This is a genomic window from Pseudomonas extremorientalis (assembly GCF_024584605.1).
GTDB classification, from domain to species: domain Bacteria; phylum Pseudomonadota; class Gammaproteobacteria; order Pseudomonadales; family Pseudomonadaceae; genus Aquipseudomonas; species Aquipseudomonas extremorientalis.
This window is the reverse complement of the sequence record NZ_CP089519.1, coordinates 2,887,063-2,910,495: the sequence shown is the minus strand read 5'-3', so window position 1 is coordinate 2,910,495 and position 23,433 is coordinate 2,887,063. Positions and strand designations below refer to the sequence as shown.

Annotated in this window: 21 protein-coding genes; 16 read left to right on the top strand and 5 right to left on the bottom strand. The window is 60.8% G+C overall.

What is annotated here, in order from left to right:
• Nucleotides 1-55: 55 nt before the first annotated feature.
• Genes LUU92_RS12965 through LUU92_RS12945 form a run of 5 tightly spaced genes read left to right on the top strand, consistent with a single transcriptional unit; the run spans nt 56 to nt 5,142 of the window.
• On the top strand, nt 56-1,069 hold the full coding sequence (locus LUU92_RS12965; RefSeq protein WP_071490625.1) for a LacI family DNA-binding transcriptional regulator: 1,014 nt from the start codon (nt 56-58) through the stop codon (nt 1,067-1,069).
• A gap of 44 nt (nt 1,070-1,113) precedes the next feature.
• Nucleotides 1,114-1,896 carry a sugar phosphate isomerase/epimerase family protein gene (locus LUU92_RS12960; protein WP_257103747.1) on the top strand — a complete coding sequence of 261 codons (783 nt, stop codon included), beginning with the start codon at nt 1,114-1,116 and terminating at the stop codon, nt 1,894-1,896.
• Entirely contained in the window at nt 1,889-2,830 is a 942-nt protein-coding gene (locus tag LUU92_RS12955) for a sugar kinase (protein WP_257103746.1), read from the top strand. The genes LUU92_RS12960 and LUU92_RS12955 overlap by 8 nt, the downstream gene beginning before the upstream one ends.
• Before the next feature lie 45 nt (nt 2,831-2,875).
• Nucleotides 2,876-4,168, top strand: coding sequence for an MFS transporter (locus LUU92_RS12950; protein WP_071490628.1), 1,293 nt, complete (start codon nt 2,876-2,878; stop codon nt 4,166-4,168).
• Entirely contained in the window at nt 4,165-5,142 is a 978-nt protein-coding gene (locus tag LUU92_RS12945; protein ID WP_093127595.1) for an NAD(P)-dependent oxidoreductase, read from the top strand. The genes LUU92_RS12950 and LUU92_RS12945 overlap by 4 nt, the downstream gene beginning before the upstream one ends.
• Before the next feature lie 136 nt (nt 5,143-5,278).
• Here LUU92_RS12945 and LUU92_RS12940 read toward each other — a convergent pair whose 3' ends face one another.
• Entirely contained in the window at nt 5,279-6,904 is a 1,626-nt protein-coding gene (locus LUU92_RS12940; RefSeq protein WP_257103745.1) for a methyl-accepting chemotaxis protein, read from the bottom strand.
• Between the two features lie 233 nt (nt 6,905-7,137).
• Here LUU92_RS12940 and LUU92_RS12935 point away from each other — a divergent pair, with 233 nt between their 5' ends.
• Nucleotides 7,138-8,565 (top strand): nucleobase:cation symporter-2 family protein, encoded by a 1,428-nt coding sequence (locus tag LUU92_RS12935; protein WP_092248998.1) that lies wholly within the window; start codon nt 7,138-7,140, stop codon nt 8,563-8,565.
• 12 nt (nt 8,566-8,577) lie between these two features.
• Nucleotides 8,578-9,039: an LEA/WHy family protein gene (locus LUU92_RS12930; RefSeq protein ID WP_071490632.1), complete on the top strand. Its 462-nt coding sequence runs from the start codon at nt 8,578-8,580 to the stop codon at nt 9,037-9,039.
• Nucleotides 9,040-9,196: 157 nt separating this feature from the next.
• Here the strand turns inward: LUU92_RS12930 and LUU92_RS12925 are convergent, their stop codons facing one another.
• A complete protein-coding gene (locus LUU92_RS12925; RefSeq protein ID WP_257103744.1) occupies nt 9,197-10,123 on the bottom strand; it encodes a carbon-nitrogen hydrolase family protein in 927 nt (308 codons plus the stop codon).
• An 82-nt stretch (nt 10,124-10,205) separates the two neighbouring features.
• Between LUU92_RS12925 and LUU92_RS12920 the strand changes: the two genes are divergently transcribed.
• On the top strand, nt 10,206-11,120 hold the full coding sequence (locus LUU92_RS12920; RefSeq protein WP_222539887.1) for a LysR family transcriptional regulator: 915 nt from the start codon (nt 10,206-10,208) through the stop codon (nt 11,118-11,120).
• Here LUU92_RS12920 and LUU92_RS12915 read toward each other — a convergent pair.
• Nucleotides 11,092-11,346, bottom strand: coding sequence for a hypothetical protein (locus tag LUU92_RS12915; RefSeq protein WP_071490635.1), 255 nt, complete (start codon nt 11,344-11,346; stop codon nt 11,092-11,094). The two genes, LUU92_RS12920 and LUU92_RS12915, sit on opposite strands and share 29 nt — an antisense overlap.
• A gap of 163 nt (nt 11,347-11,509) precedes the next feature.
• On the opposite strand from LUU92_RS12915, the gene LUU92_RS12910 reads away from it, so the two are divergent.
• Nucleotides 11,510-11,830 (top strand): ElaB/YgaM/YqjD family protein, encoded by a 321-nt coding sequence (locus tag LUU92_RS12910; RefSeq protein ID WP_016979401.1) that lies wholly within the window; start codon nt 11,510-11,512, stop codon nt 11,828-11,830.
• 36 nt (nt 11,831-11,866) lie between these two features.
• On the opposite strand, the gene LUU92_RS12905 is transcribed toward LUU92_RS12910, so the two are convergent.
• Nucleotides 11,867-12,904, bottom strand: coding sequence for an Ldh family oxidoreductase (locus LUU92_RS12905; protein ID WP_257103743.1), 1,038 nt, complete (start codon nt 12,902-12,904; stop codon nt 11,867-11,869).
• 288 nt (nt 12,905-13,192) lie between these two features.
• Here LUU92_RS12905 and LUU92_RS12900 point away from each other — a divergent pair, with 288 nt between their 5' ends.
• Entirely contained in the window at nt 13,193-18,283 is a 5,091-nt protein-coding gene (locus tag LUU92_RS12900) for a dermonecrotic toxin domain-containing protein (RefSeq protein ID WP_306459266.1), read from the top strand.
• A 20-nt stretch (nt 18,284-18,303) separates the two neighbouring features.
• On the opposite strand, the gene LUU92_RS12895 is transcribed toward LUU92_RS12900, so the two are convergent.
• Nucleotides 18,304-18,573 carry a PepSY domain-containing protein gene (locus LUU92_RS12895; protein WP_222539889.1) on the bottom strand — a complete coding sequence of 90 codons (270 nt, stop codon included), beginning with the start codon at nt 18,571-18,573 and terminating at the stop codon, nt 18,304-18,306.
• Nucleotides 18,574-18,716: 143 nt separating this feature from the next.
• On the opposite strand from LUU92_RS12895, the gene LUU92_RS12890 reads away from it, so the two are divergent.
• The 6 genes from LUU92_RS12890 (at nt 18,717) to fapE (ending at nt 23,388) form a co-directional block, all read left to right on the top strand.
• Nucleotides 18,717-19,712: a FecR family protein gene (locus LUU92_RS12890; RefSeq protein WP_071490639.1), complete on the top strand. Its 996-nt coding sequence runs from the start codon at nt 18,717-18,719 to the stop codon at nt 19,710-19,712.
• A 330-nt stretch (nt 19,713-20,042) separates the two neighbouring features.
• Nucleotides 20,043-20,501 carry a fibril amyloid chaperone protein FapA gene (fapA, locus tag LUU92_RS12885; protein WP_500809264.1) on the top strand — a complete coding sequence of 153 codons (459 nt, stop codon included), beginning with the start codon at nt 20,043-20,045 and terminating at the stop codon, nt 20,499-20,501.
• Nucleotides 20,498-21,049 (top strand): fibril amyloid subunit FapB, encoded by a 552-nt coding sequence (gene fapB / locus LUU92_RS12880; protein WP_071490640.1) that lies wholly within the window; start codon nt 20,498-20,500, stop codon nt 21,047-21,049. Before fapA ends, fapB begins: the two co-directional genes overlap by 4 nt.
• Before the next feature lie 67 nt (nt 21,050-21,116).
• Nucleotides 21,117-21,863 carry an amyloid-like fimbrin subunit FapC gene (fapC, locus tag LUU92_RS12875; RefSeq protein WP_257103741.1) on the top strand — a complete coding sequence of 249 codons (747 nt, stop codon included), beginning with the start codon at nt 21,117-21,119 and terminating at the stop codon, nt 21,861-21,863.
• Nucleotides 21,864-21,925: 62 nt separating this feature from the next.
• Complete coding sequence (gene fapD, locus LUU92_RS12870; protein WP_071490642.1) at nt 21,926-22,606, top strand: fibril amyloid maturation endopeptidase FapD; 681 nt, start codon at nt 21,926-21,928, stop codon at nt 22,604-22,606.
• A gap of 38 nt (nt 22,607-22,644) precedes the next feature.
• On the top strand, nt 22,645-23,388 hold the full coding sequence (fapE, locus tag LUU92_RS12865) for a fibril amyloid subunit FapE (protein ID WP_071490643.1): 744 nt from the start codon (nt 22,645-22,647) through the stop codon (nt 23,386-23,388).
• The last annotated feature ends 45 nt before the right edge of the window (nt 23,389-23,433 follow it).

Sequence of the window (23,433 nt, the reverse complement as noted above, 5' to 3'; positions counted from 1 at the left end):
ACCTTGTATTTCCTGTAACACGCTAAATAAATCCTAATAAGAAAGGCCCATAACCGTGACGTCATTTTCCGCCGCCCAACGCAGCCGCGTGACCATGCTCGACGTCGCCGAGCGCGCTGGCGTATCCAAGGCCAGTGTGTCGCGCTTTATCGGCGACGACCGCGCCCTGCTCTCCGATGCCATCGCCCGGCGCATCGAACAGGCCATCGACGAACTCGGCTACCGCCCCAACCAGATGGCCCGTGGTTTGAAGCGCGGGCGCACGCGCCTGATCGGCATGCTGGTAGCCGATATCCGCAACCCCTATTCCATTGCCGTGATGCACGGCGCCGAGACCGCCTGCCGCCAGCACGGCTACAGCCTGGTGGTGTGCAACACCGACCGCGATGACGAACAGGAGCGCCAGCACCTGGCGGCGTTGCGTTCGTACAACATCGAAGGGCTGATCGTGAATACCCTCGGCCATCACTTGGACCAATTGCTGGAACTGCAACGGGAAATGCCCTTGGTGCTGGTGGACCGCAAGGTCGAGCCGCTGCACAGCGACCTGGTCGGCCTGGACAACCCGGCGGCGGTGCGTATGGCCGTGGAACACCTCGAGCGACAGGGTTACCGCGATGTGCTGATGGTCAGTGAAGCCACCGATGGCACCAGTTCGCGCCTGGAGCGCCTGGACAGTTTCAAGGCTGAAATCGCCAGCCGCCCGGCATTGACCGGCGCTGTGCTGGCGTTGGATGAAACACTGCAACAACACCTGCACACCTTTCTTGCCAAACCTGGCCCCAAGGCACTGTTCTGTGCCAACGGCGTGGCGGCGCTGGCCTGCACCCGTGCGCTGAAGAACCTGGGTTGCAACCTGTTCGACGACATCGGCCTGATCGCCCTGGATGACCTGGACTGGTACCCGCTGGTAGGCACGGGTATTACCGCCCTCGCCCAACCGACCGCATCCATCGGTGCAACGGCATTCGATTGCCTGCTCAAGCGCCTGCGCGGCGATACCGAGCCAACACGTACCCTGGATTTCCTGCCCGAGCTGATCGTCCGTGGTTCGACCCGGCCCCTCTAAAAAATTTTGAACAAAAATGAAACCGGTTTCAGAGGTAAACAACAATGCATAAATACCCCGTCTCCATCAGCCTTTCCAGCTACGGCGCCGACTTGGTACGCCAGCAAGGCCAGTCGAGTTTTGTCGAGGTTCTCGCCGCCGCCGGCGCCCAGCGCATCGAATGGCGCGAAGAGCTTTTAACCCATGAACAGCCCCAGGAACTGGCCGAGGCCGCGGCGAATCAGGACCTGGAATCGGTGTTCTCATCGCCCCTGGAACTGTGGGTCGCCGGCCGCGCCCAACCGAATGCCGAGCTGGCAGCAACCCTGGATCGTGCGCAGGCTTTTGGCGCAAGCTGGCTCAAGGTCTCCCTCGGCTACTTCACCGACACCAACGACCTGGAAAGCCTGCACGCCCTGCTCAACCGCCACCCGGTCCGCCTGTTGGTAGAGAACGACCAGACCCTGCACGGCGGTCGCATCGAACCCCTGCAGCGCTTCTTCACCGAAGTGGAGCGCCTGGGCCTGCCGGTGAAGATGACCTTCGACATCGGCAATTGGCAATGGCAGGACCAATCCGCCCTCACCGCCGCGCGCCTGCTGGGCCGGCATGTGGATTACCTGCACTGCAAGGCCGTGGCCCGTCGCCCGGATGGCAAGCTGGTCGCTGTGCCGCCGGGCGCCACCGACCTGCATCTGTGGGAACAACTGCTCAAGCATATGACTCAAGGGATTACCCGGGCGGTGGAATTCCCGCTGCAAGGCGATGACCTGGTCGAGGTCACCACCCGGCACATTGCCGCCCTCGCCATCCTTGGCCAACCGCGCGTGGAGAATGCCCATGTCTGAGATCGATATCCTGTCGTTTGGGGAAACCATGGCGATGTTCGTCGCCGAACAGACCGGCGACCTGGCGCAAGTGGCGCAGTTTCACAAGCGCATTGCCGGGGCGGACAGCAACGTCGCCATCGGCCTGTCACGCCTGGGCTTCAACGTGGCCTGGCTGAGCCGGGTCGGCAATGATTCTCTCGGCCGCTTTGTGGTCGACACCCTGAGCAAAGAAGGCCTGGACTGCCGGCATGTGGCGGTCGACCCGTTGCACCCCACCGGCTTTCAGCTCAAGTCCCGTGAAGAAACGGGTGATGACCCTCAGGTCGAGTATTTCCGCAAAGGCTCGGCAGCCAGCCACTTGTCCGTCGCAGCCATCAGCCCTGCCCTGCTGCAAGCCCGCCATCTGCATGCCACCGGCATTCCGCCGGCGTTGTCCGCCGCCACCCGCGAGTTGTCCGCCGAGCTGATGACCCAGATGCGCAAGGCCGGGCGCAGCGTGTCGTTCGACCCCAACCTGCGCCCATCGTTGTGGGCCAACCAACAGACGATGATCCGCGAAATCAACGCCCTCGCTGGCCTGGCCGATTGGGTCCTGCCGGGCCTGGGTGAAGGTCGCCTGCTGACCGGCTTCGAGGACCCGGCCGATATCGCCGCGTTCTACCTCGACCAGGGCGCCGAAGCCGTGGCGATCAAGCTTGGCCCGGACGGCGCCTATTACCGCACCCAGATGGACCAGGGCTTCGTCGCCGCCGTGCGGGTGGACAAGGTGGTCGACACCGTTGGCGCCGGCGACGGTTTTGCCGTGGGCATGATCAGCGCCCTGCTGGAAAACCTCAGCTTTCCCGAGGCGGTGCAGCGCGGCAACTGGATCGGCAGCCGCGCCGTGCAAAGCCGTGGCGATATGGAAGGCTTGCCCACCCGTTCAGAGTTACCGATTCGATCCGTTGCCTGACCCATTCCCTGTTGCCACAACTACAACAAGCTCAGGAGCAACCCCATGGACACCGTGAAACTCGCCACCCGCCGTTGGTGGTACATCATGCCCATCGTTTTTATCACCTACAGCCTGGCGTACCTGGACCGCGCCAACTATGGCTTCGCCGCCGCCTCCGGGATGGCCGAAGACCTGATGATCACCCCCGGCATGTCGTCGTTGCTGGGCGCGCTGTTTTTCCTTGGCTACTTTTTCTTCCAGGTGCCGGGGGCGATCTACGCGCAGAAACGCAGTGTCAAGAAGCTGATCTTCGTCAGCCTGATCCTGTGGGGCGGCCTCGCCACCCTGACCGGCGTGGTGTCCAACGCCTACATGCTGATCGTGATTCGCTTCATGCTCGGCGTGGTGGAAGCTGCCGTGATGCCGGCGATGCTGGTGTACCTGTGCCACTGGTTCACCCGTGCCGAGCGCTCGCGCGCCAATACCTTCCTGATCCTCGGCAACCCGGTGACCATGCTGTGGATGTCCGTGGTGTCGGGCTATCTGGTGCAGCATTTCAGCTGGCGCTGGATGTTTATCATCGAAGGCCTGCCAGCCGTGCTGTGGGCGTTTATCTGGTGGAAGCTGGCCGATGAGCGTCCAAAGGATGCCAAGTGGCTGAGCGACGCCGAGAAACAGGACCTGGAAACCGCGCTGGCCGCCGAGCAAGTCGGGATCAAGGCGGTGAAGAACTATGCCGAAGCGTTCCGCTCGCCCAAGGTGATCATCCTGGCGCTGCAGTTCTTTTGCTGGAGCATCGGCGTGTATGGCTTTGTACTGTGGCTGCCGTCGATTCTCAAGCAAGGCTTGCAGATGGACATGGTCGAAGCCGGCTGGCTGTCGGCGCTGCCTTACCTGGCGGCGGTGATCGGCATGCTGGTGGTGTCGTGGGGCTCGGACAAGCTGCAAAAACGCAAGCGCTTCGTATGGCCGCCGTTGTTGATCGCCTCCATCGCGTTCTACGCGTCCTATGTGCTCGGCGCCGAACACTTCTGGTGGTCCTACACCCTGCTGGTTATTGCCGGCGCGTGCATGTATGCGCCGTACGGACCGTTTTTCGCCATCGTCCCGGAAATTCTCCCGGCCAACGTCGCCGGGGGCGCCATGGCGCTGATCAACAGCATGGGCGCCCTGGGTTCATTCGGCGGCTCGTACCTGGTGGGCTATCTCAATAGCAGCACCGGTTCGCCTGGCGCCTCTTACCTGCTGATGAGCGGTGCGTTGCTGCTGTCGGTGGTGCTGACGATTTTTCTCAAGCCCGGCGCCAGTGACCGTACGCCGGCGCCCAACCCGGAATTGAAGGTAAAGACCGCATGAAAAAGTCTGTCGTGTTGTACAAGAAACTCTCGGCACCGTTGATGGCCCGCCTGCATGAACAGGCCGAGGTCACGCTGATCGAAGCGTTGGACGAGACCGGCCTGGCCAAGTTGCGCGCCGCCCTGCCCGGCGCCCACGGCCTGTTGGGCGCAAGCCTGCGCCTGGACGCCAGGCTGCTGGACCTGGCGCCACGACTGGAGGCGGTGGCGAGCGTGTCGGTGGGCGTCGACAACTATGATATCGACTACCTCACCGAGCGCGGCATCCTACTCAGCAATACGCCGGATGTGCTCACCGAAACCACTGCCGACACGGGTTTTGCGCTGATCCTGGCCACCGCGCGCCGTGTGGTCGAACTGGCCGACATGGTGCGAGCCGGCCAGTGGAGCAAAAACATCGGCCCGGCGCATTTCGGCAGCGACGTGCATGGCAAGACCCTCGGCATCATCGGCATGGGCCGCATCGGCGAAGCGTTGGCCCAGCGCGGGCATTTTGGTTTCGGCATGCCGGTGATCTACCACAGCCATTCGCCCAAGCCTGCGGTGGAAGCCCGTTTTGGCGCGCAGTACCGCAGCTTGAACGAGTTGCTGCAACAGGCCGACTTTGTCTGCCTGACGTTGCCACTGACCGCCGAAACCGAGAAACTCATCGGCGCCGAACAGTTTGCGTTGATGGGCCCGGAGACGATCTTTATCAATATCTCGCGGGGCAAGGTAGTGGATGAGGCCGCGCTGGTGGAGGCATTGCAACAGCGCACCATTAGGGCGGCGGGGTTGGATGTGTTCGAGAAGGAGCCGCTGGATCATGCCTCGCCGTTGCTGCGCCTGAACAATGTGGTGGCCACGCCGCATATCGGCTCGGCGACCCATGAGACGCGGGAGGCGATGGCGACGTGTGCGGTGGAGAATCTGTTGCAGGCGCTGGCCGGCCAAAGGCCGAAAAACCTGGTGAATGCAGCAGCGTGGAAACAGTAGTTCCTGACCCACCCCAAAACAAATGTGGGAGGGGGCTACACCCCGATCTGGGTGGATCAGTTATAGATATGTCGACTGACACTCCGCCATCGGGGGCAAGCCCCCTCCCACATTTAAATCACATTATTTCAGCCAGCTAAATAACGAACCTGGCCACCATCCCATTCAGGTCCACCGCCAACCGCGACAGCTCATGGCTGGCCGCGCTGGTCTGGTTGGCACCCGCCGCCGACTGGGTCGCCAGGTCACGGATATTGACCAGGTTGCGGTCCACTTCGCGGGACACCTGGGCCTGTTCTTCCGAGGCGCTGGCGATCACCAGGTTGCGTTCGTTGATCAGGCTGATGGATTGGGTGATCTGCTCCAGGGCCACACCGGCGGCGCGGGCCATTTCCAGGGTGTCCTGGGTGCGCTGGTTGCTCTGCTGCATGGACTGTACGGCTTCACCGGTGCCGTTCTGGATACCGGCGACCATCTTCTCGATCTCCTGCGTCGACTGCGCCGTGCGGTGGGCCAATGCCCGCACTTCGTCGGCCACCACCGCAAAGCCACGCCCGGCCTCACCGGCACGTGCCGCTTCGATGGCGGCGTTAAGCGCCAGCAGGTTGGTCTGTTCGGCAATCGCGCGGATCACGTCCAGCACCTTGCCAATGTCCCGGCCTTGGGTGGCCAGGCCTTCGATCATCGCGGCAGTGGTCTGCACGTCCTGGGTCATGGTCTGGATCGCGCCGACGGTTTCCACCACGCGGTCGCGCCCTTCCCGCGCCGCCTGGTTGGACTGGGTCGACGCCTCGGAGGTGGACACCGCGTTGCGCGCCACTTCTTCCACCGCCGCAGTCATCTCGTTGACCGCCGTAGCGGCCTGGTCGATTTCATTGTTCTGTTGCTGCAGGCCCTTGGAGGCTTCCTCGGTGACCGCACTCAGCTCTTCAGCGGCAGACGCCAGCTGGGTGGCCGACCCCGCAATGTGCTGGATGGTCTGGCGCAGGTTGCCTTGCATGGTCGACAAGGCGTTGAGCAAGCGCGCCGGTTCGTCCTTGCCGTCGTCTTCAATGGTCTTGGTCAGGTTGCCACCGGCAATGGTTTCGGCCACCTCCACGGCTTTGCGCAAGGGGGCGACAATGCTGCGGGTCAGCAGCCAGGCCAGCAATACCGTGAGCAATGCGGCGGCAACCGAAACGACAATAGCGCCAGTGATGGCACTGCTGTAATTTTGCCCGGCGTCCTCGTTGGCTTGCTTGGCATCCGCCGCGTTGATGGCGACCAGCTTGTTCAGCTGTTCGCCCATCTGGTCGGTGCCGTCCTTGATCCGCGTGTTGATCAGGGTGCGCATCTCATCGACCTTGTTCTCCCTGGACAGCGCCAGCATCTCGGCCTGAGCCTTGAGATAGTTGTCCAGGGTGGTCGTGAATACCTTGTACAGGGCGGCCTCCTCGGGGCCGGCAGGCAAGGCTGCGTAACTGGCCTGGGCGGTCTTCACCTTGTCGGCGAGCACGCCGATACGCACTTCAGCTTCCTGAAGGCCGGCAGGCTCACGGTTGACCAGCACGCGGAACGAAAGGATGCGCATACGCAGCACATTTTCGGTGATCACCGACAGTGACGTCACGCTCGGCAGCTGATTGGTACTCATGTCCACCGAGGCTTGGCGGATCAGCGTCATACGGTTGACCGCAAATACCCCCAATACAACCACTAACACAGCAATAAACGCGAAACCGAGAGAAGCGCGAGGAGCGATATTCAGATTACGGATGGACATGGGGGTGCTCTCAAAAGTAGTGTCTGCGCGCGTCCCTGCCGCGAAACGATCTGTCAGCGTCAACGCACTGCCAAGACCTTGGTCACCACCGTTGTCATTAGTATGTGGGCCTAACCACGCTATCGGCAGGCGCTGCGGTTTCCCGCAGGGGCTTTATAAATATTTTTTTACACTTCTGACGACAGGCAGTTTCTGGCATCCTGCGCCTCCATTTTCTGACCCGAGCCCGCATTTTGTCTGACGCTCAAGCCCCGCGCCCCCGCTATAAATCCGACCTGATCTACGGCCTGGAAGACCGCCCGCACTTCACCGCCGCCCTATTTGCCGCGCTGCAACATGTGCTGGCGAGTTTCGTCGGGATCATCACCCCCACCCTGATCGTCGGCGGCGTACTGGGCCTGGAAAGCGAAGTGCCATACCTGGTGAGCATGGCGCTGTTCGTGTCGGGGCTCGGCACCTTTGTGCAGGCACGCACCTTCGGCCCGATCGGCTCGGGGCTGCTGTGCCTGCAGGGCACCAGCTTTTCGTTTATCAGCGTGATTCTCAGCGCGGGCTTCATGGTCAAGGCCCGGGGCGGCGGCACTGACGAGATCCTCTCGACGATCTTTGGCATCTGCTTTTTCGCCGCGTTTATCGAGGTGGTGCTCAGCCAGTTCATCGGCAAGCTGCGCAAGCTGATTACCCCGGTGGTCACCGGCACCATCATCACACTCATGGGCTTGTCGCTGATCAAGGTGGCGGTTACTGACATGGCCGGCGGGTTTGGCGCCAGCGACCTTGGCGCGGCGAGCAACATGGGCCTGGCGGCGCTGGTGCTGCTGACCATCGTGGTGCTCAACCGCTTCAATAACCCCTTCCTGCGCCTGGGTTCGATCGTGATCGGCCTGACCCTGGGCTTCGTCGTGGCCTGGCTGCTGGGCCGCGTGGACATGGCGGCGCTGCCTGAGGTGCCGTTGATCAGTGTGCCGGTGCCGTTCAAGTACGGGTTCTCGTTCGACTGGGTGGCGTTTATCCCGGTGGCGGTGATCTTCCTGATCTCGCCGCTGGAAGCAGCCGGTGACCTGACGGCCAACTCGATGATTTCCCAACAGCCGGTCAAGGGCCCGCTGTATATCAAGCGCATCAAGTCCGGCCTGCTGGCCGATGGTCTCAATTCGGCGATGGCCGCCACCTTCAACAGCCTGCCGATGGTGACCTTCGCCCAGAACAACGGCGTGATCCAGTTGACCGGCGTAGCCAGCCGCTACGTGGCGTACTTCATCGCCGGCCTGCTGGTGCTGCTGGGGCTGTTCCCGATGATCGGTGCGGTGCTGCAACTGATGCCCAAGCCGGTACTGGGCGGCGCCACCCTGATCATGTTCGGCACCGTGGCCGTCGCTGGGATCAAGATCCTTGCCGAAGCCGGGTTGCATCGGCGCAATGTGCTGATCGTGGCGATCTCCCTCGGCATGGGCCTGGGCGTCGCTGCCGTGCCGGAAGTATTGCGCGAGCTGCCCAAGGCGCTGCACAACATCTTCGAGTCGCCGATCACCGTGGGCGCTTTCTGTGCAATCGTGCTGAACATTTTCCTGCCGGAAGAGTTCATAGAGCTGGAAGAAGATGAATTTGATCCGGAGTCCTCTACCCTCAAAGTGATGCAGGACCCGGACGTCACGAAATAGGAGCACCTTTGTATGCGCAGGCTCATGGTTCTATCGCTGTTGCTGCTGACCTTGAGCGCCTGTGCGCTGTTCCCCAACCGTGATCCGGTGAACATCAACGTAGTGGGCATCGAGCCCCTGCAAAGCCAGGACCTGGAAGTGCGCTTCGCCGTGAAACTGCGGGTGCAGAACCCCAATGAAACGGCGATCGACTACAACGGCGTGGCCCTGGACCTGGAGGTCAATGGCCGACCGTTGGCGTCGGGGGTGAGTGACCAGAGCGGCTCCATCCCGCGTTTTTCCGAGACGGTCCTGATGGTGCCGGTAAGTGTTTCGGCGTTTTCCGTGTTGCGTCAGACCCTGGGCCTGAGCCAGACCCAGAGCCTGAACAACCTGCCCTACGTGCTGCGGGGCAAACTGGCGGGTGGGCTGTTCGGTACGATGCGCTTTGTGGACCGTGGCACGCTGGACTTGCCCAATACCGCCACCTGGTAATTGACGCGGCTCACTTGTGGCGAGCGGGCGTGCCCCGCGTTGGGCTGCGTAGCAGCCCCAGCCCAGGCTCCACACAGTGTCAGACAAAAACGGTCGCTGGCTTCAGGGCGGCTTCGCCACCCAACGCGGGGCAAGCCCGCTCGCCACAGGATTTTGCTCAATCCGTCAGGTAGCGCACGCCGGGCTTGGCGCGTTCGTCCACTACCAATTCAAAGACATCCGGTCGGGCGTAGTGCCCCACCACGTCATAGTCATACCGCGCGCGCACCAAGTCATCCGTATTGATTTGCGCCGTCAGCAGCCCGGCTTCTCCCAGCAATGGTCCGGCGAGAATGTCGCCCATCGGCCCGACAATCACGCTGCCGCCCGCGATCAACGGGCGGTCTGCCGGCCAGTTGGCGATCTCGACCCCCAACGCCTCGGGCGAGGCCTGCACCTGGCACGCGCTGACCACAAAGCAACGCCCTTCATGCGCCACATGACGCATGCTCACCTGCCACATCTCGCGCTCATCCACCGTCGGCGCGCACCACACTTCCACGCCCTTGGCATACATCGCCGTACGCAGCAGCGGCATCATGTTTTCCCAGCACACTGCCCCGCCGACACGGCCCACTGCGGTGTCGATCACCGGCAGCGTCGAACCGTCGCCCTTGCCCCAGATCAGCCGTTCGGTGCCGGTGGGCATCAACTTGCGGTGCTTGGCCACTAGGCCACCCGCCGGCTCGAAGTACAGCACCGTGCAATACAGGGTGCTGCCACTGCGCTCGATCACGCCGAGCACCAGGCTGGCGCCGGTACGTGCGGACAAGCCGGCCAGTGCCTCGGTTTCCACACCTGGGACATCGATGGCATTGGCAACGTAACGGGCGAAGGCTTCGCGGCCTTCCGGCAGGCGGTAACCCAACTGTGTGCCGAACGCCTCGCCCTTGGGATAACCACCCAGCAGCGCTTCAGGCATCACCACCAATTGCGCGCCGCTGCGCAGGATCTGGTCCTCATAACTCAGGATTTGCGCCAGGGTTTCACCCTTGCCGCCGGGCAAGGAACCGATTTGCAGGGCCGCCACAGTAGAAACAGGCATCACGATCACTCCAGGTAAAGGGGGTTGCCCATTCTCCCGCCAGCCTCGATCATGAATAAAGCCCACTTCAGTGCTGAATGATATGAGCCAAATAAATATCGACCAGGTCGATCTCAACCTGCTGAAAACCTTCGAAGCATTGCACGACGAGTCCAGCGCCAGTCGCGCAGCCTTGCGCCTTGGCGTCACGCAATCGGCGATCAGCGCGGGGTTGCGGCGCTTGCGCGAGGTGTATGGGGATCAATTGTTCGTGCGTACCGGGCGCGGCCTGGCGCCGACGTTGCGGGCCAACCAGTTGAAACCGGTGATCAGTGAGGCGCTGGACCGCTGTCGGCAGAGCCTGGCAATGGTCAACCCGGATAACCAGCAGTATCAGGGCCGCTCAGTGGTGCTGGGGTTATCCGATGATTTCGAGCTGGCCTACGGCCGCCGATTGATCGAAGCGATTGCACAACGTGCGCCCAAACTGCGGGTGATTTTCCGTCAGACCCACAGCCAGATCGTCGCCGGCGCCCTGCTCGACCGCACCCTGGACCTGGCAATCACCGCCGGCGGTTTTGCCCAGGGCAGGCTGAGCCGCCAGGTGCTGGGGGAAGGTGATTATCGTTGCCTGGTGGATTCGGACCAGGCACACATCAGCCTGGACGAGTTCGTCACGCGTGAGCACATTTTGGTGTCGTCAGGCGGGTTTATCGGCATCACCGACGAAGGCCTGGCGGCGCAGGGCCTGAGCCGCCAAGTGTGCGCGTCGACCAGCCACTTTGCCGCACTGCCCTTTTTGCTCAAGGGCAGCCAAGCCGTGGCGACCATTCCAGGGCATGCGGCCCAGGCCATTGCCGAGATGACCGGCCTGCGCGTATTGCCCTGCCCGCTGGCACTGCCGCGCTACCCGGTGGAGCTGGGCTGGCGCACCCAGGCGCAGCTGGATCCGCTGTTGTTGAAAGTACGTGAAGCCATCGTGGCGGGCTTTACTTGCTGGCCGCCATCAGCTTGTTGACTTCGCTGCGCACCATGTTGGAAAACTCCGGCGGCGACATGCCGTCAAGCTCTGCGCGAACCCATTCGGCCCACTTGCCCTTGCGCTTGGCGCGCTCACCGAACAAGCGTGCAGCTTCGCCCTTGGCTTTGCCCAGGTTGGTCTGCCACAGGTCGTAGAGGCGGGACTTTTCATCTTCCAGCTCGGCGCGTTCGGCGAGGGTCTTGTTGGCGAGATTGAAGCTCATGTTGAATTACCTGCTGCACAAATAGGCTACATCTTACACTGTAGGTCGAAATTTCCTGATTCGGATTTTGCTCAAGAACAGGCACAGGCAAAAAAACTGCAACTTTTGCCGCTGGGCAACACTCCATTGTTCACTGCCACATTCACTCGCAAGGAGTCACACAATGGCCCGCAAAACCGCTGCCCAAGCCGTCGAAGACCAAATCAAGGACCAAGCCTTCAGCGAACTCACCGCGCTGATCGAAGAATCGGACAAACTGCTCAAGAGCAGCGCTTCCCTGGTAGGCGAAGAAGGCGAAACCCTGCGCGAGCAGGTCGCCATCAAGCTCAAGCAAGCCTTGGACTCGGTGTCCAACGTGCGCGAGCGCAGCAAGCCGGTGGTGGATGCCACCGAAACCTACATCGGTGGCCACCCATGGCAGACCGTGGCGATTTCCGCAGGCTTCGGCCTGGTGGTCGGCCTGCTGCTCGGTCGTCGCAACTAAGCGGCTACAGGGGCTGCGCCAGCGGCGCAGCCCTGTTCAACCTTGCGCGATTTCCCGCAAGTGCTCCAACTCTTTGCGATCGACTTCGATCCCCTGCTCCTGCGACTTCGCCCGTGTGCGATGGCGCCTATCCCCCGGTAAACGCCGCAACCCTACCGCATGCATCTGCCGCACCAGCTCCTGGCTGCGCTCGGCAAACGCTTGCCCGGCGGTCTTGCTCGGGTCGATCACGATCAACAGTTGGCCGGTCCAGGGTGTGCGCGCCCCCGGATGATCGGCCCAATTGAACTCGAACGAGAAATTGCCGCCGGTCAACGCTGCTGCCAGCAGTTCGACCATCATCGATAACGCCGACCCTTTGTGCCCGCCAAACGGCAGGAGTGCGCCGCCCTCGAGGATCGCCTTGGGGTCCTGGGTCGGCTGGCCCAGGCTGTCGACGCCCATGCCCGGCGGCAGGCGCTCGCTTTTGCGCGCAGCGATCTGAACATCACCGTGGGCGATGGCGCTGGTGGCCAGGTCAAACACAATCGGCAAGCCATCGGCGCGAGGCGCGGCAAAGGCGATGGGGTTGGTGCCGAACAACGGGCGGTCGGCGCCATGGGGCACCACGCAGGTCATGCTGTTGACCACGCTAAGGGCCACCAGGCCTTCTTCGGCGAACGGCTCGACATCCGGCCACAGGGCGGCGAAGTGGTGGGAGTTATGGATCGCCAGCAGGGCAATGCCGGCACTGCGGGCTTTCTCCACCAGCAGCGCACGTGCGGCTTCGAGCGCCGGCTGGGCAAAGCCGTTGGCGGCGTCCACGCGCACAAACCCTGAGGCGACATCCGTCACCTGGGGCACGGCCTTGCCATTTACCCAGCCACTGGCCAGGGTGCTGATGTAGCCGGGAATACGGAAAATGCCATGGCTGTGGGCGCCATCGCGTTCAGCACTGGCACAGTTGTGGGCGAGGATCGCCGCGACTTCAAGGGACGTACCGTGCCGTACGAACACCTCTTGCAACAGCGCGACCAGTTCAGCGAAAGCGACCGTGACGCGGGAACCCTCAACGACGTTGGACGGCGTAGACATCTGAAGCTCCGATTTTATGATTGGAAGGCGCAACAAGACGAAAGACCATGATTAAACAACGCGCCGACGGCCTGCTGTCAATCGACTTTATCGGCATGGCCGTCTCCGATCAGTTATGTACCGCAGTCATCGCACCCTTTGCCCCTAACGTGCTGCTCATCATCGTTGCCATCCCCAGGCCCTTACAGAGAGCAGCTCATGGCCCATGTAGATCCCCCGTATTTTTTTGATGAGTACCTGCGTCCGGTTTCGAGAAAACACCCAACCGACCGAGAGCGGGCGCTGGGTTTGACACTCAAGGATGTCAATTGGCTGAGTACGGTGTACGGCGCCACCCATGTCGGGCGCTATAATCGTGACGCGCCGATGACCGTGGAAACCCTGATGTTGAAAAGGCGCGGCAAGCGTGCAGTCGCGCTCGCCGGTGCGTTCATGATGAGTTCGAGCCCCGAAGAGAAAAAGACTGCGCTCTACACCCCCTATGCCGGTATCGAGGTATTCAATCAGCGCAAGGACTGCCTGGATGAGATAACCCGGCGACTCAAAGACCCAACCTCATACCTTGATTTAATCAGGTTTGTACCTATTGAATGGCGCAACCAGTTCAACCCCGGCAACCCCTTCACGCTCAGCACCGCCACGGTTGAACACGCGGTATTCGAAGACCAGCAAAACACCCTGCGTGCCAACCAGACCCAGGATCTGCAGTGGGCGTTGAAAGAACTGCAAACCCTGCCGACGCTGCCCGACCTGCTGGAAGCGGTCCTCGACCTTGTCGGGGCAGCGAGCCCACACTTTCAAGGGCTCAAGCTCAAAGACACGCGGGTCAACAGTTTCGTCTCATCAACCCCGGACATTCCCGGGAGCACTTCCCACTGGGTGGCTTCGGCCACCCTGGCTGAAACCTTGCTGCAGTACTACGCCAGGCACGATTGGCCGGCGCAGCGCACACGCACTTTCGTCAACCCCAGGCATGACACCAGCCGGTTCAGCGCGGCCCAGCATCAACAAGACCTGCAACGCTGGGAAAGCCTGGTTCAGCAAGCCAGCGCAATCTTCTCCAAGCTGCTGAGCGCCCTGCTGCAAACCTGGTGGAATGCCCCCGTCAGCCAGAACATGTCACGCCTGGATTTGTTTACTCAAATCATGAGCGACAAGTTCCGCCTGGACATGCTGCTCAAGCGCCAGTCACAAAGCGACATTTTGTCCTCAGACAACGCCTACCGACTGCTCGCCGTCTTCCTCCCCGACGAGGCTGAGCGCAACGCGTGGCAAAAAGGCTTGCGCATCGAAAAAATCAGCATCCATGCGCCCTATCAACATCACGTGGAGCTTGCCGCCACATTGTTGATCAGTGACGAGCACGCCTACCTGTACACCCAATCACGCGGGCTGCAGGTGCTCAAGGATGTCGACGACCTGAACGACACGCTGTTGAGCATGCTCAAGGCCGCCGGGCATCAAGACGAATTGTTGAACTTCCTCTCCCTGGAGGAGCGCAGCATTTACCTCGCCATGCGTGGCGTACAGGTTAGCGGGCGGGCGACACAGGGCAGTGTGTTCGGTGGGATGCTCACAGACATTCAAGACAAGCAACTGAGCAACCTGGAGCATGCACTGACGCAATTCCGCCGCAGCGAGGGCACCGTGGACCTGGCCGCTTTGCTCGATTGCTCCCTGGACATCCGCCAGATGCTCGACAGCCGCCTGCTGGACCTCGACGCCAGCGGACGCTGGAGCATGCACCCTGTCAGCAGCGGAAACGGCCGGCCATCCACCGTGCAGGCAGAACGCGCCAAACTGCAACTCCAAGCACTGCAGACCGATGAAAACGCCTTGCTGGCCGCACGGGCCACTCACCCGACGCTGCGTAGCCTGGCCACCAAAGCCCTCAATGAGGAAATGAATAAGCGCCATCTGGGCCTGGATGCCAGCGACGTCTACGTCAATACCTACCCCAGCGAGGCGCAGGACAGGGAAGAGCGACTGCCGCAGTCATCGGTCAACTTGGTCGAGCACTTCATCAAGCGCCTGGCCAACGCCGCCGCGGATATAGGCAGCTCACCGCGCATCGGTTTTTACGGCGCGCGGCGCGACGGCGCAGCCTTGAGCTTGAACAACCTCAACAGCCATATTTTCAATGCAGTGATCACGCAGACCACCGCCTACTTCGTCAAACGCGACGTACGTTCGTTGCCCGGGCGATTCATGAAAAACCATGGTGATCAAATGATCGCAAGCCTCCTCCACGGCCTGCGCAGTGAGGCAGAGCTACGGCGGCTCAACAACACCTTGGGCCAAACCCCTTACGCGATGCTGGATACGGTCTTGCGTCGCGACAGCATGACCCGCGATAAACGCCATGGATTGCACGGTTTCTTGCCGGATGTTTTCGAGGTCACGGTCAGCATCAACGGTGACAAGCCGGTTCACCCCCTGGCCAACTGTTTTGTGCTGACGGAACGGGGCGGACTGGACCCGCGCCTCTCCGGTGCAGTCGTGCTGTGGACGCCGCAGCGCGGCCATGAAGCCTTCGACTCGCTGACCAGCCTGCGCAACCGGCTTCAACAGCGCCTGGAACACCCTGGCCGACGCACCGCCCTGCTGCAGAACTTGCCCATCAGCCTGCGCTCCCCGCACCAGCGATACCGACTGGGCCCATTGCAGCGTATTGACGAGCATTTTTTACTCAACCGCCAAAAGAGCCACCTGGTGCATCATCTGGATACCCTCGACTACTGGCTCGCCATGCCTCTGGGACCGATCCAGTTGCAGGACTGCCTGGATGCCGAGATGGGCCGTGTGGCACCGTCAAATATCGGCAGGGCGAAAGCCATTGCCAATGCCATGATCCAACAGCAAGGCCTGCCTGCCTGGCTGGGCATGGCGTCGCCAAAAGATCAGTTGCTGCATGCCGAACTGCTCGAGCAATATCGTCTCAGCGCCCCGGATAACCAAGATTACCTTCATAGCCTGCCGCTTCTGGAGGAACAGGTCGCTGAAACATTGACCGCCCTGCTCAACGCGCGCTTCCCACACCAGGCATTGTCCCCGGACGACATTCTGATCCCGGCACGCTTGGCACTCAATGGGCACACCCAAAGCCTGACTGAGTTTGCCCTGCGCCATTTGCCCGACCTGCAGCCCGATAACCTCACACCGCACGCACGCGGCACAACACCCTTGCCCGCCGCATTGAATGGCGAAGCGATCGTCCAATTGGTACGCCAATTGGACATCGGGAAAATCTACCGCGACCTGTTGACCACCCACCTGACAGCTGACACCGAGGATGCGCGCAAACGCCGCGAGCTGTTCTGCCAGCAGCTTCCGTGGCAAGTACTGCTGCATGCCCACGAGGAAAAGCTGGCGGAACGCCTGAGCACGACGGCGTGGGGTTTTATCCAACAGATTTTCGATATGCCAGATGCCGTTGCCCGGGAAGCTGTCAGCGGCGCCACCGCAATGATCCGTCCGCTGGAACTGATTGCCACCCGCGGGGCGACTCCGGCCAGGGTGCCTGGCGTTTATGTGATAGGCGCAAAGGCCGGAACAAGCGGGCCATTGGTGCTCTACGCACCCTATGCCCCGTTGAGCGTTTTGAAGGAATACGGCGACGAAGAAAAATTGCTGGATGACATCAGCCGCCCAGGCCCACTTCAGGCCTGGATCATCAGCCAAATGGGGGATCCCGAACAGGCAACATGGCGCAATCTGTTCGAAGCGTCGAACTCGCAGGAAAAAGAAAAAGAAAAAGAAAAAGAAAAAGAAAACATCAGCCTGGCTTCGAATCCGATCAGAGGCAACCTGCTGCGACTGCTGTTTCATGACAATGCCCTCCAGTTGATCAACATGCTTTCCAACCAATTCACCAAAGAGGGCAAGCATCTGTGGGAGGGCGTAACCAGCCTTGTACGTAAAGGCATTCCCATGGGACTGCAATTCATTGCGGGCAAACTCAAGTTTCCGCTGGTGGTCTGGCGTAGCTTCAGGCTGTTTGAAGCCTCCGCCGAGAATTTGCAAGAGCAGCACTTTGGCGCCGGTCTGCGCCTGTTTATCCAAGGTGTGGCTTCAATGGCGTCGCTGCGCCAAGAGCTCGACGGTGTGACCGCGGCTGAGACTGACACGCAGCCACCCAAGACCTGGGAAGGCCCGGTACCTGCCACCACCTTAGAAACCCTGGACATCACGGACCCATTGCGCACTCGGTTACGGCGGTTCGAAGACGTCACGGTGGCATTGACCGATTTGTCACTCGACCGCCAGAACCACGTGTACACCCAGCCGATCAACAGCCGCACCTATGTGCCCGTGGCCGGCCGAGTCTACCCGGTCGCCCGCAGCGGCACACAATGGCGAGTCAGCCTTGCTCGGGAACTGGGGCCCTTTGTCGAACGCAACGCACAGGGTCAGTGGGTGTTCGATCTGTCCATGCGCGAGCCGCGCTTCGGGCCAACCGTGTCCCGTATCAGGGACCGGGTCAGCACCCATCTATCAGAACGCGACGCCATCAATATCGAGGCTGTCGGCATGCCGGCCATTCGCGGGCTTGATCGTGACAAAGGGCTGTCTATCGACCGCGCACTCAACGTTGCGCTGTATTACACCAATACCTGCCAGCGCAACCTTGCGGAGTTTTCACTGCAGCGCCTTACCGAATCCACTGTCGGTCGCTTCTTGAGCGAGATGTTCGGCCTGCTGAATTTCAACCCCGGGCAAGTGGAGAAAATCCGCAACCGGGTCATGGAAGTCATGGAGGAGATGACCCGGCAGGATTTACTCACCCTGGACTCCAATCGATTTGTCACCGGCACTTCACGCTGGCCCATCGACGACGAAATCGCTTTTGTGATTCCTGAGGATGCAGAGCGGAAAATCTACCTGCTGGATCGCTTTTTCAATACCGGCATGGATCAATACCGCGAGCACCTCACTGTACCGTTCGATCTCGAGGATCATGCACGGGCGGCTACCCTTATCCATGAGATCAGTCACTTGGCGTCGAACACCGAAGACATTGCCTACATGGACACCATCCGCCCGTTCGTGGACCTGATCCATCGCGGTACGGCCGAGGGCTTGCGCAAGCACACGAGCCTGTCCACTTTGCAGAGCACTGCCCTCTCCGCGCTCACGCCCGCAACGATGCTGTTCAAGAGCTGGGATGCACTAGAACAACGCTGGGAAGACTTCGGCAAGACCGGCTCCACCAAACTGCGCGACAGGGTACTGCACCTCACGGGCGCCAGAACATTGGATGAGGCGCGGCAGACATTCATGAGCAATGCGGACCTTCGGATGGACATCATTCTGGCCAATGCCGACTCGGTGACCTTTCTGATTACTCATCTGGGAAGGCGCTTGGAGCCAGGGGCCTGAACAGGCCCCTGGAGGATGTATCAGTCTTTCTGGTCACGCAGAACGTTGCCTGATGCGCCGTCGATACGGGCTTCATACACGGTGCCATCGGACTTGCGGCCTTTGACTTCCCAATAGCCGTCGTTGTCGGCTTCTGCCGAATAGACCTCGATGTAGCCGGCCTTGGTCTTGGCTACTTCGATGGCTTTTTCAATGGTAATCCAGCCTGCGCCCGGCTTGTCCGCCAAGGCAGCGCCTGCACTGAGCAAGGCGGTGGTTGCACACAGGGCGACTAAGGTTTTCTTCAGCATCTTCGTACTCCATTGTGGGAATGTCCTGAATATTTTTAGGTAGCGCCAAACGAGAATAAGTTCCAATTGATGTGCAATCGCCATGACGGCTGTTCTCGCCGTCCACCTTGGGAGGTTAGAATGTTGGAAATCAGGATGAGTTAATGAGCGAAAAGTCCCTTTCAGAAGCCGAATATGACGCCATCACCGACGCCGCCGCGCATTGGTGCATGCGCCTGCATGCAAGCGATTGCACGCCCGGCGAACGTCAGGCCTTTGCCCAATGGCATGATTCGCACCCCCTGCACGCCTTTGAATACGCCGCGATGCTGGAGATCTGGGACGTCGCCGACCACCTGCCGCGCAGCGACATCCCGCCGGTAACAGTGCCCTCCAAACCCCGCAGCCGGGTGCGCACCTATGCCGTGGCAGCGGCCATCTGCCTGGCCGCCCTGCCCCTCGCCGCCTTCACTGGCTGGGAAGCGGGCTGGCTGCCGAGTTCCTATGAACGCTTCGATGCTGCCAATGGCTTGCGCCAGGTCACCCTGGGCGACGGCAGCCAGGTGGAACTCAACCTGGGCACCGAACTGGTCTACAGCAACTACAAAGACCAGCGCCGCGTCACGCTGAACAAGGGCGAAGCGTTTTTCAAGGTCAGCCATGACAGTACCCATCCTTTCATCGTGCACGCCGGCACAGGCCAGGTGCGCGTCACGGGCACTCAGTTCAACGTCTGGAAATATGAAGACCAGGTGCGGGTGATGCTGCTGGAAGGCTCGGTGCAGGTCAGCAGCGACCAGGTGCACGGCAGCGTCCCCCTCACCCCCGGTATGCAGGCCAGCTATCAACAGGGCGATGCCACACCGAGCGTGCGTGCAATCAGCCCCAATGACTCGGCCCTGGCGTGGCGCCAGGGCAAGCTGATCCTCGACAACCTGGCCCTGGCCGATGCATTGCCGCTGATCAACCGTTATCTCAGCAAACCGGTGATGCTGGCCGACGCCAACACTGGCACGATTCGCATCGGCGGTATCTACAACATCAACGAGGTCAACAACCTCGTGCCCTCCCTGCCCAAGGTTCTGCCGGTCTACCTGACCCAGAACCAGGACGGCAATCCCGTCCTCAATTCCATTCCGCGTAAAGCCCCCAAAGGCTGAGCCTGTTGCGTTGTGCTTTAGGCATCCTTGCGCCCGCACTGTCCATTTTTTTTACACACACCGTCCCTGGATCGCCCGTGCAAAGCGGATTCATCGTTTCGTCATGCACGGTGTTACGGCGCTGATACAACGGGGTGAAGCGGTTGTGCACTGGCTGGATAGCCGGGCCTTCGAGGGCGGTTGTCTCATGGCTGATACAGCACGGCCATCATTTAGCCTTGCAGTTATCGCAAGCCTTTGAAAAACAGTAATAAATCAAAAGCGGCACGGCTTCTGCTCTTTCCCTGACAACGTTGTTTAGGGTCAGCGTTGAGAATAAGGAATGCCGCCGTGATCACATTCACTCAAGGTTCGATGAACGTACTGCTGGCCAGCTGTGTACTCAGCGCCAGTATCAGTCTTCCAGCCCTGGCAGGTGACGGCGTGATCGTGACGGGCCGCAACGTACAGGGCCACATGTATGGCCGTTCCTCCTTTGGTCCTGACCCTTATCCCCAGACCGCCAACGCCAATCCCAGCCGAGAAATCAACAGCGCCCTGTCGGGCGAGCTGAGCGACCGTGACTTCGGTAGCGTCAGCAGCGGCCTGGGCATTACCCGCGCCCTCCAGCCCAACAGCAACCTCACCGGCTTGAGCGCCACGCAAAACGGTATGTCCACGTTGGGTGCCGGCGCAGCAGCCAGCCGCTCGGGCGGCAGCGGCAGCATGGGCGGGCAGATCAGCGATTCGATTCAGCGCGGCATGGCGCCCTTGAGCAATCTGGGCGGCATGCTGGGTGGCAAACCATGAAACGCGCCCTGTTCATTCTGGCCCTGCTGGGCAGCGCCGTGGCCATGGCCGACAACACCGCCGTCATCAACAACAGCGGCAAGGACTACACCGGCAACCTGATGATCAACCAGGCGGCGGGCAACCAGCAGCAAACGGCAAACAACCGCGCTGTCACGCTGGGCGGCCAGGCCACCACCGGCAATACCCAGAGGATGGATGGCAAGGTCGACCCTTCCCTGAACGCCAAGGCGGCGATCGAGGGCACTTCTTTTACCAATGGCAACGGCATGTTGGGCGTCAACCAGTCCGCCGGGGCCAATAACCAATCAGTCAATGCCGTGCGGATCAGCGTCAATTCTGGCCCGCAAGCCATCGACGACAGCGTCCTGTTGCAACAGAACACGACGACGCTGGCAACCGACTCAGGGCTCACCCCCACCACTGGCAGCCGCCAGGTCGTGACAAGCGACCAGGCCTTCACCGGCAGCCGAGGAGTGATACAGGTGAACCAGAGTGCCGGGGTGGGGAACCGAGTGGCTAACACCCTGGGCATCACTATCAAGTAACCGCTTGGTAGCACACGTTAGACCGTACCAACACTTAACCAACTAATTAGAAGCAAGGAGAAACACCATGAAACCTCAAATGGCTCTGAAACCAATGGTTTTCGCGCTCGCTGCACTCATGGCTGCTGCTGCTCAAGCAGGGGGTGGCTGGCATCCTGCGCCTCAACCTACCGGTGTGGTTGCCTCGGTGGTTACGGACGTGCAAAACAGTATCGGCAACAAGTTCGATGACACCAAGACCGAAAATAACGCGTCCAACGATAATTCGGTGAACAGCAACAGCGGTAACGTCGGCGTTAACGTTCAATCCGGCAGCGGCAACCTGGCTGACAACTCTGGCGCGGTCTCCAACGCCAAGGGCGACTTTGCTACTGTTTTCGCGGTAGTCGATGTCAACCAAAACAGCGCGCTGAACAACTTCATCAACAAAGGCACTCAAAACAACGCCTCCGTGGATAACGGCATCAACGGTAACTCCGGCAACGTGGGTTACAACGGCCAAGCCGGTCAAGGCAACCAGGCTAAAAACAACCTGGTAATCACCACTGCTGATGGCAAAAACATCGCAGCGGCCGCCAACACCGAGCAAAACTCGCTCGCCAACAACTACCTCAACACGGCGGCTACCAGCCACGGCTATGGCTATGGCGGCAAACCTCAGTATGTCTCCAACAACTCGAGCCTCGACAACTCGGTTAACCGCAACTCCGGCAACGTAGGTGTGAACCTGCAATCCGGTGCCGGCAACCAAGGCAGCAACAGCCTCGCTGTAGGCCAAGGCTGCAGCGTTTGCGGCAGCGGCGTGCGCTTCTGATCCAACGGGGCCTTGGCAACAAGGCCCCTTTCTTTTTCCGGTGTCTACTAGGTCATACGATCATGCGCCTCGCGACCCTTTCCCTGCTGATGCTGCTCACCGGCCCGACCTGGGCAGGCACCATGGCGATCTCCGCCATGCCTGGCGGTGCAGTCATCTACAAGAAGGTCGAGAGCATCCGTGAACGCAAATTCGCCAACCTGGTGGAACAGAAAACCGATTTCAGCTGCGGTGCCGCGGCACTCGCCACCATCCTGCGCCAGGGCTATTGGCTCGACGTCGACGAAGACCACGTGATCAAAGGCATGCTGGTCAATGCCGACCAGGACCTGGTTCGCACCCAGGGTTTTTCCATGCTGGACATGAAGCGCTACCTCGAAAGCATCGGCATGCGTGCCCGGGGCTACAAGATTTCGCCGGACACCCTGGTGACCGTGAAAATCCCCGTGGTAGTGCTGCTGGAGATTCGTGGCTACAAGCACTTCGTGGTGTTGCAGCGGGCCGACAAGGACTGGGTCTATATCGGCGACCCGGTGCTGGGCCACAAGCGCTATTCGCGCGACGACTTCGTCAAGGGTTGGAACGGCATCGTGTTCGCCGTGCTGGGTGAAGGCTACGACAAGGCCAATGCCTTGCTCGACCCGCCCACACCGCTGACCGCCAAGAACCAACTGAATGAGTTCAGGCCCGTAGGCGATGCCGAACTGATGGACTTCGGTTTCATCCAGAGCGACTTCTTTTAAGAAGCACAATAAGGGGCAGGACGCTCCAGGAGCAGCAGATGAACACTTCCCGCTGGCTGACGGTCTTGTGTCTGGCAGCCTCAATGCCCGCTTATGCTTCATCGGCGTTCAAGCCGATCGAACTCAAGGATTCGGAAATGGCCGAATTGCGCGGTCGTTATGTAATGCCGGGGCGGATCATCAGCTTCGGTATTGTCATGAGCAGTACCTGGACCAATGCCGTGGGCGACACCCTCACCGGCAAGGCCAGCATGCAAGTCGATTCATCGACCATTACACCGCAGTTCTACGTGCAGACCACCGGCTCGACCGGGAATGGCACCAACCCGAACACCGGCACCGGTAACGTCACTGGCGGTGCCGGCCTGGGCACCGGCACCGGCGTGACCCAGAGCGTGCGTGCTGCCGGCGACAAAAACACCGCCTACAACAATGTCGGGATCAACGTCACTGAAAACGGCTTTGCACCTTCCAATGCCGCGCAATCGGGACAGGTACTGGTGGCCGGCGGTACCGTGACCGGCGACAGCGCGGCAGGCCGCGTGAGCGTATCGGCCAACAATGGCGGTTTGCAAATGGCGATCCAGGCCAATCATAACCAAGGCAACAGCCTCCAGCAGATTGGCGGCGGCCAGCTGCTGCAAGGCACGGTATTAACTGGAAACAGTAACTTCGTCAACAACATGACCCAACTCAACGTGGTCATGAATAACGCATTGAACAACCCGGCGTTGAACTGCAATCTGGATCAACTCAAAGGCCTACGCACTCTCGGTTATTGAACTACGCTGACCCTCGACACTTTCGCATTACAAAAGGACGGCTTA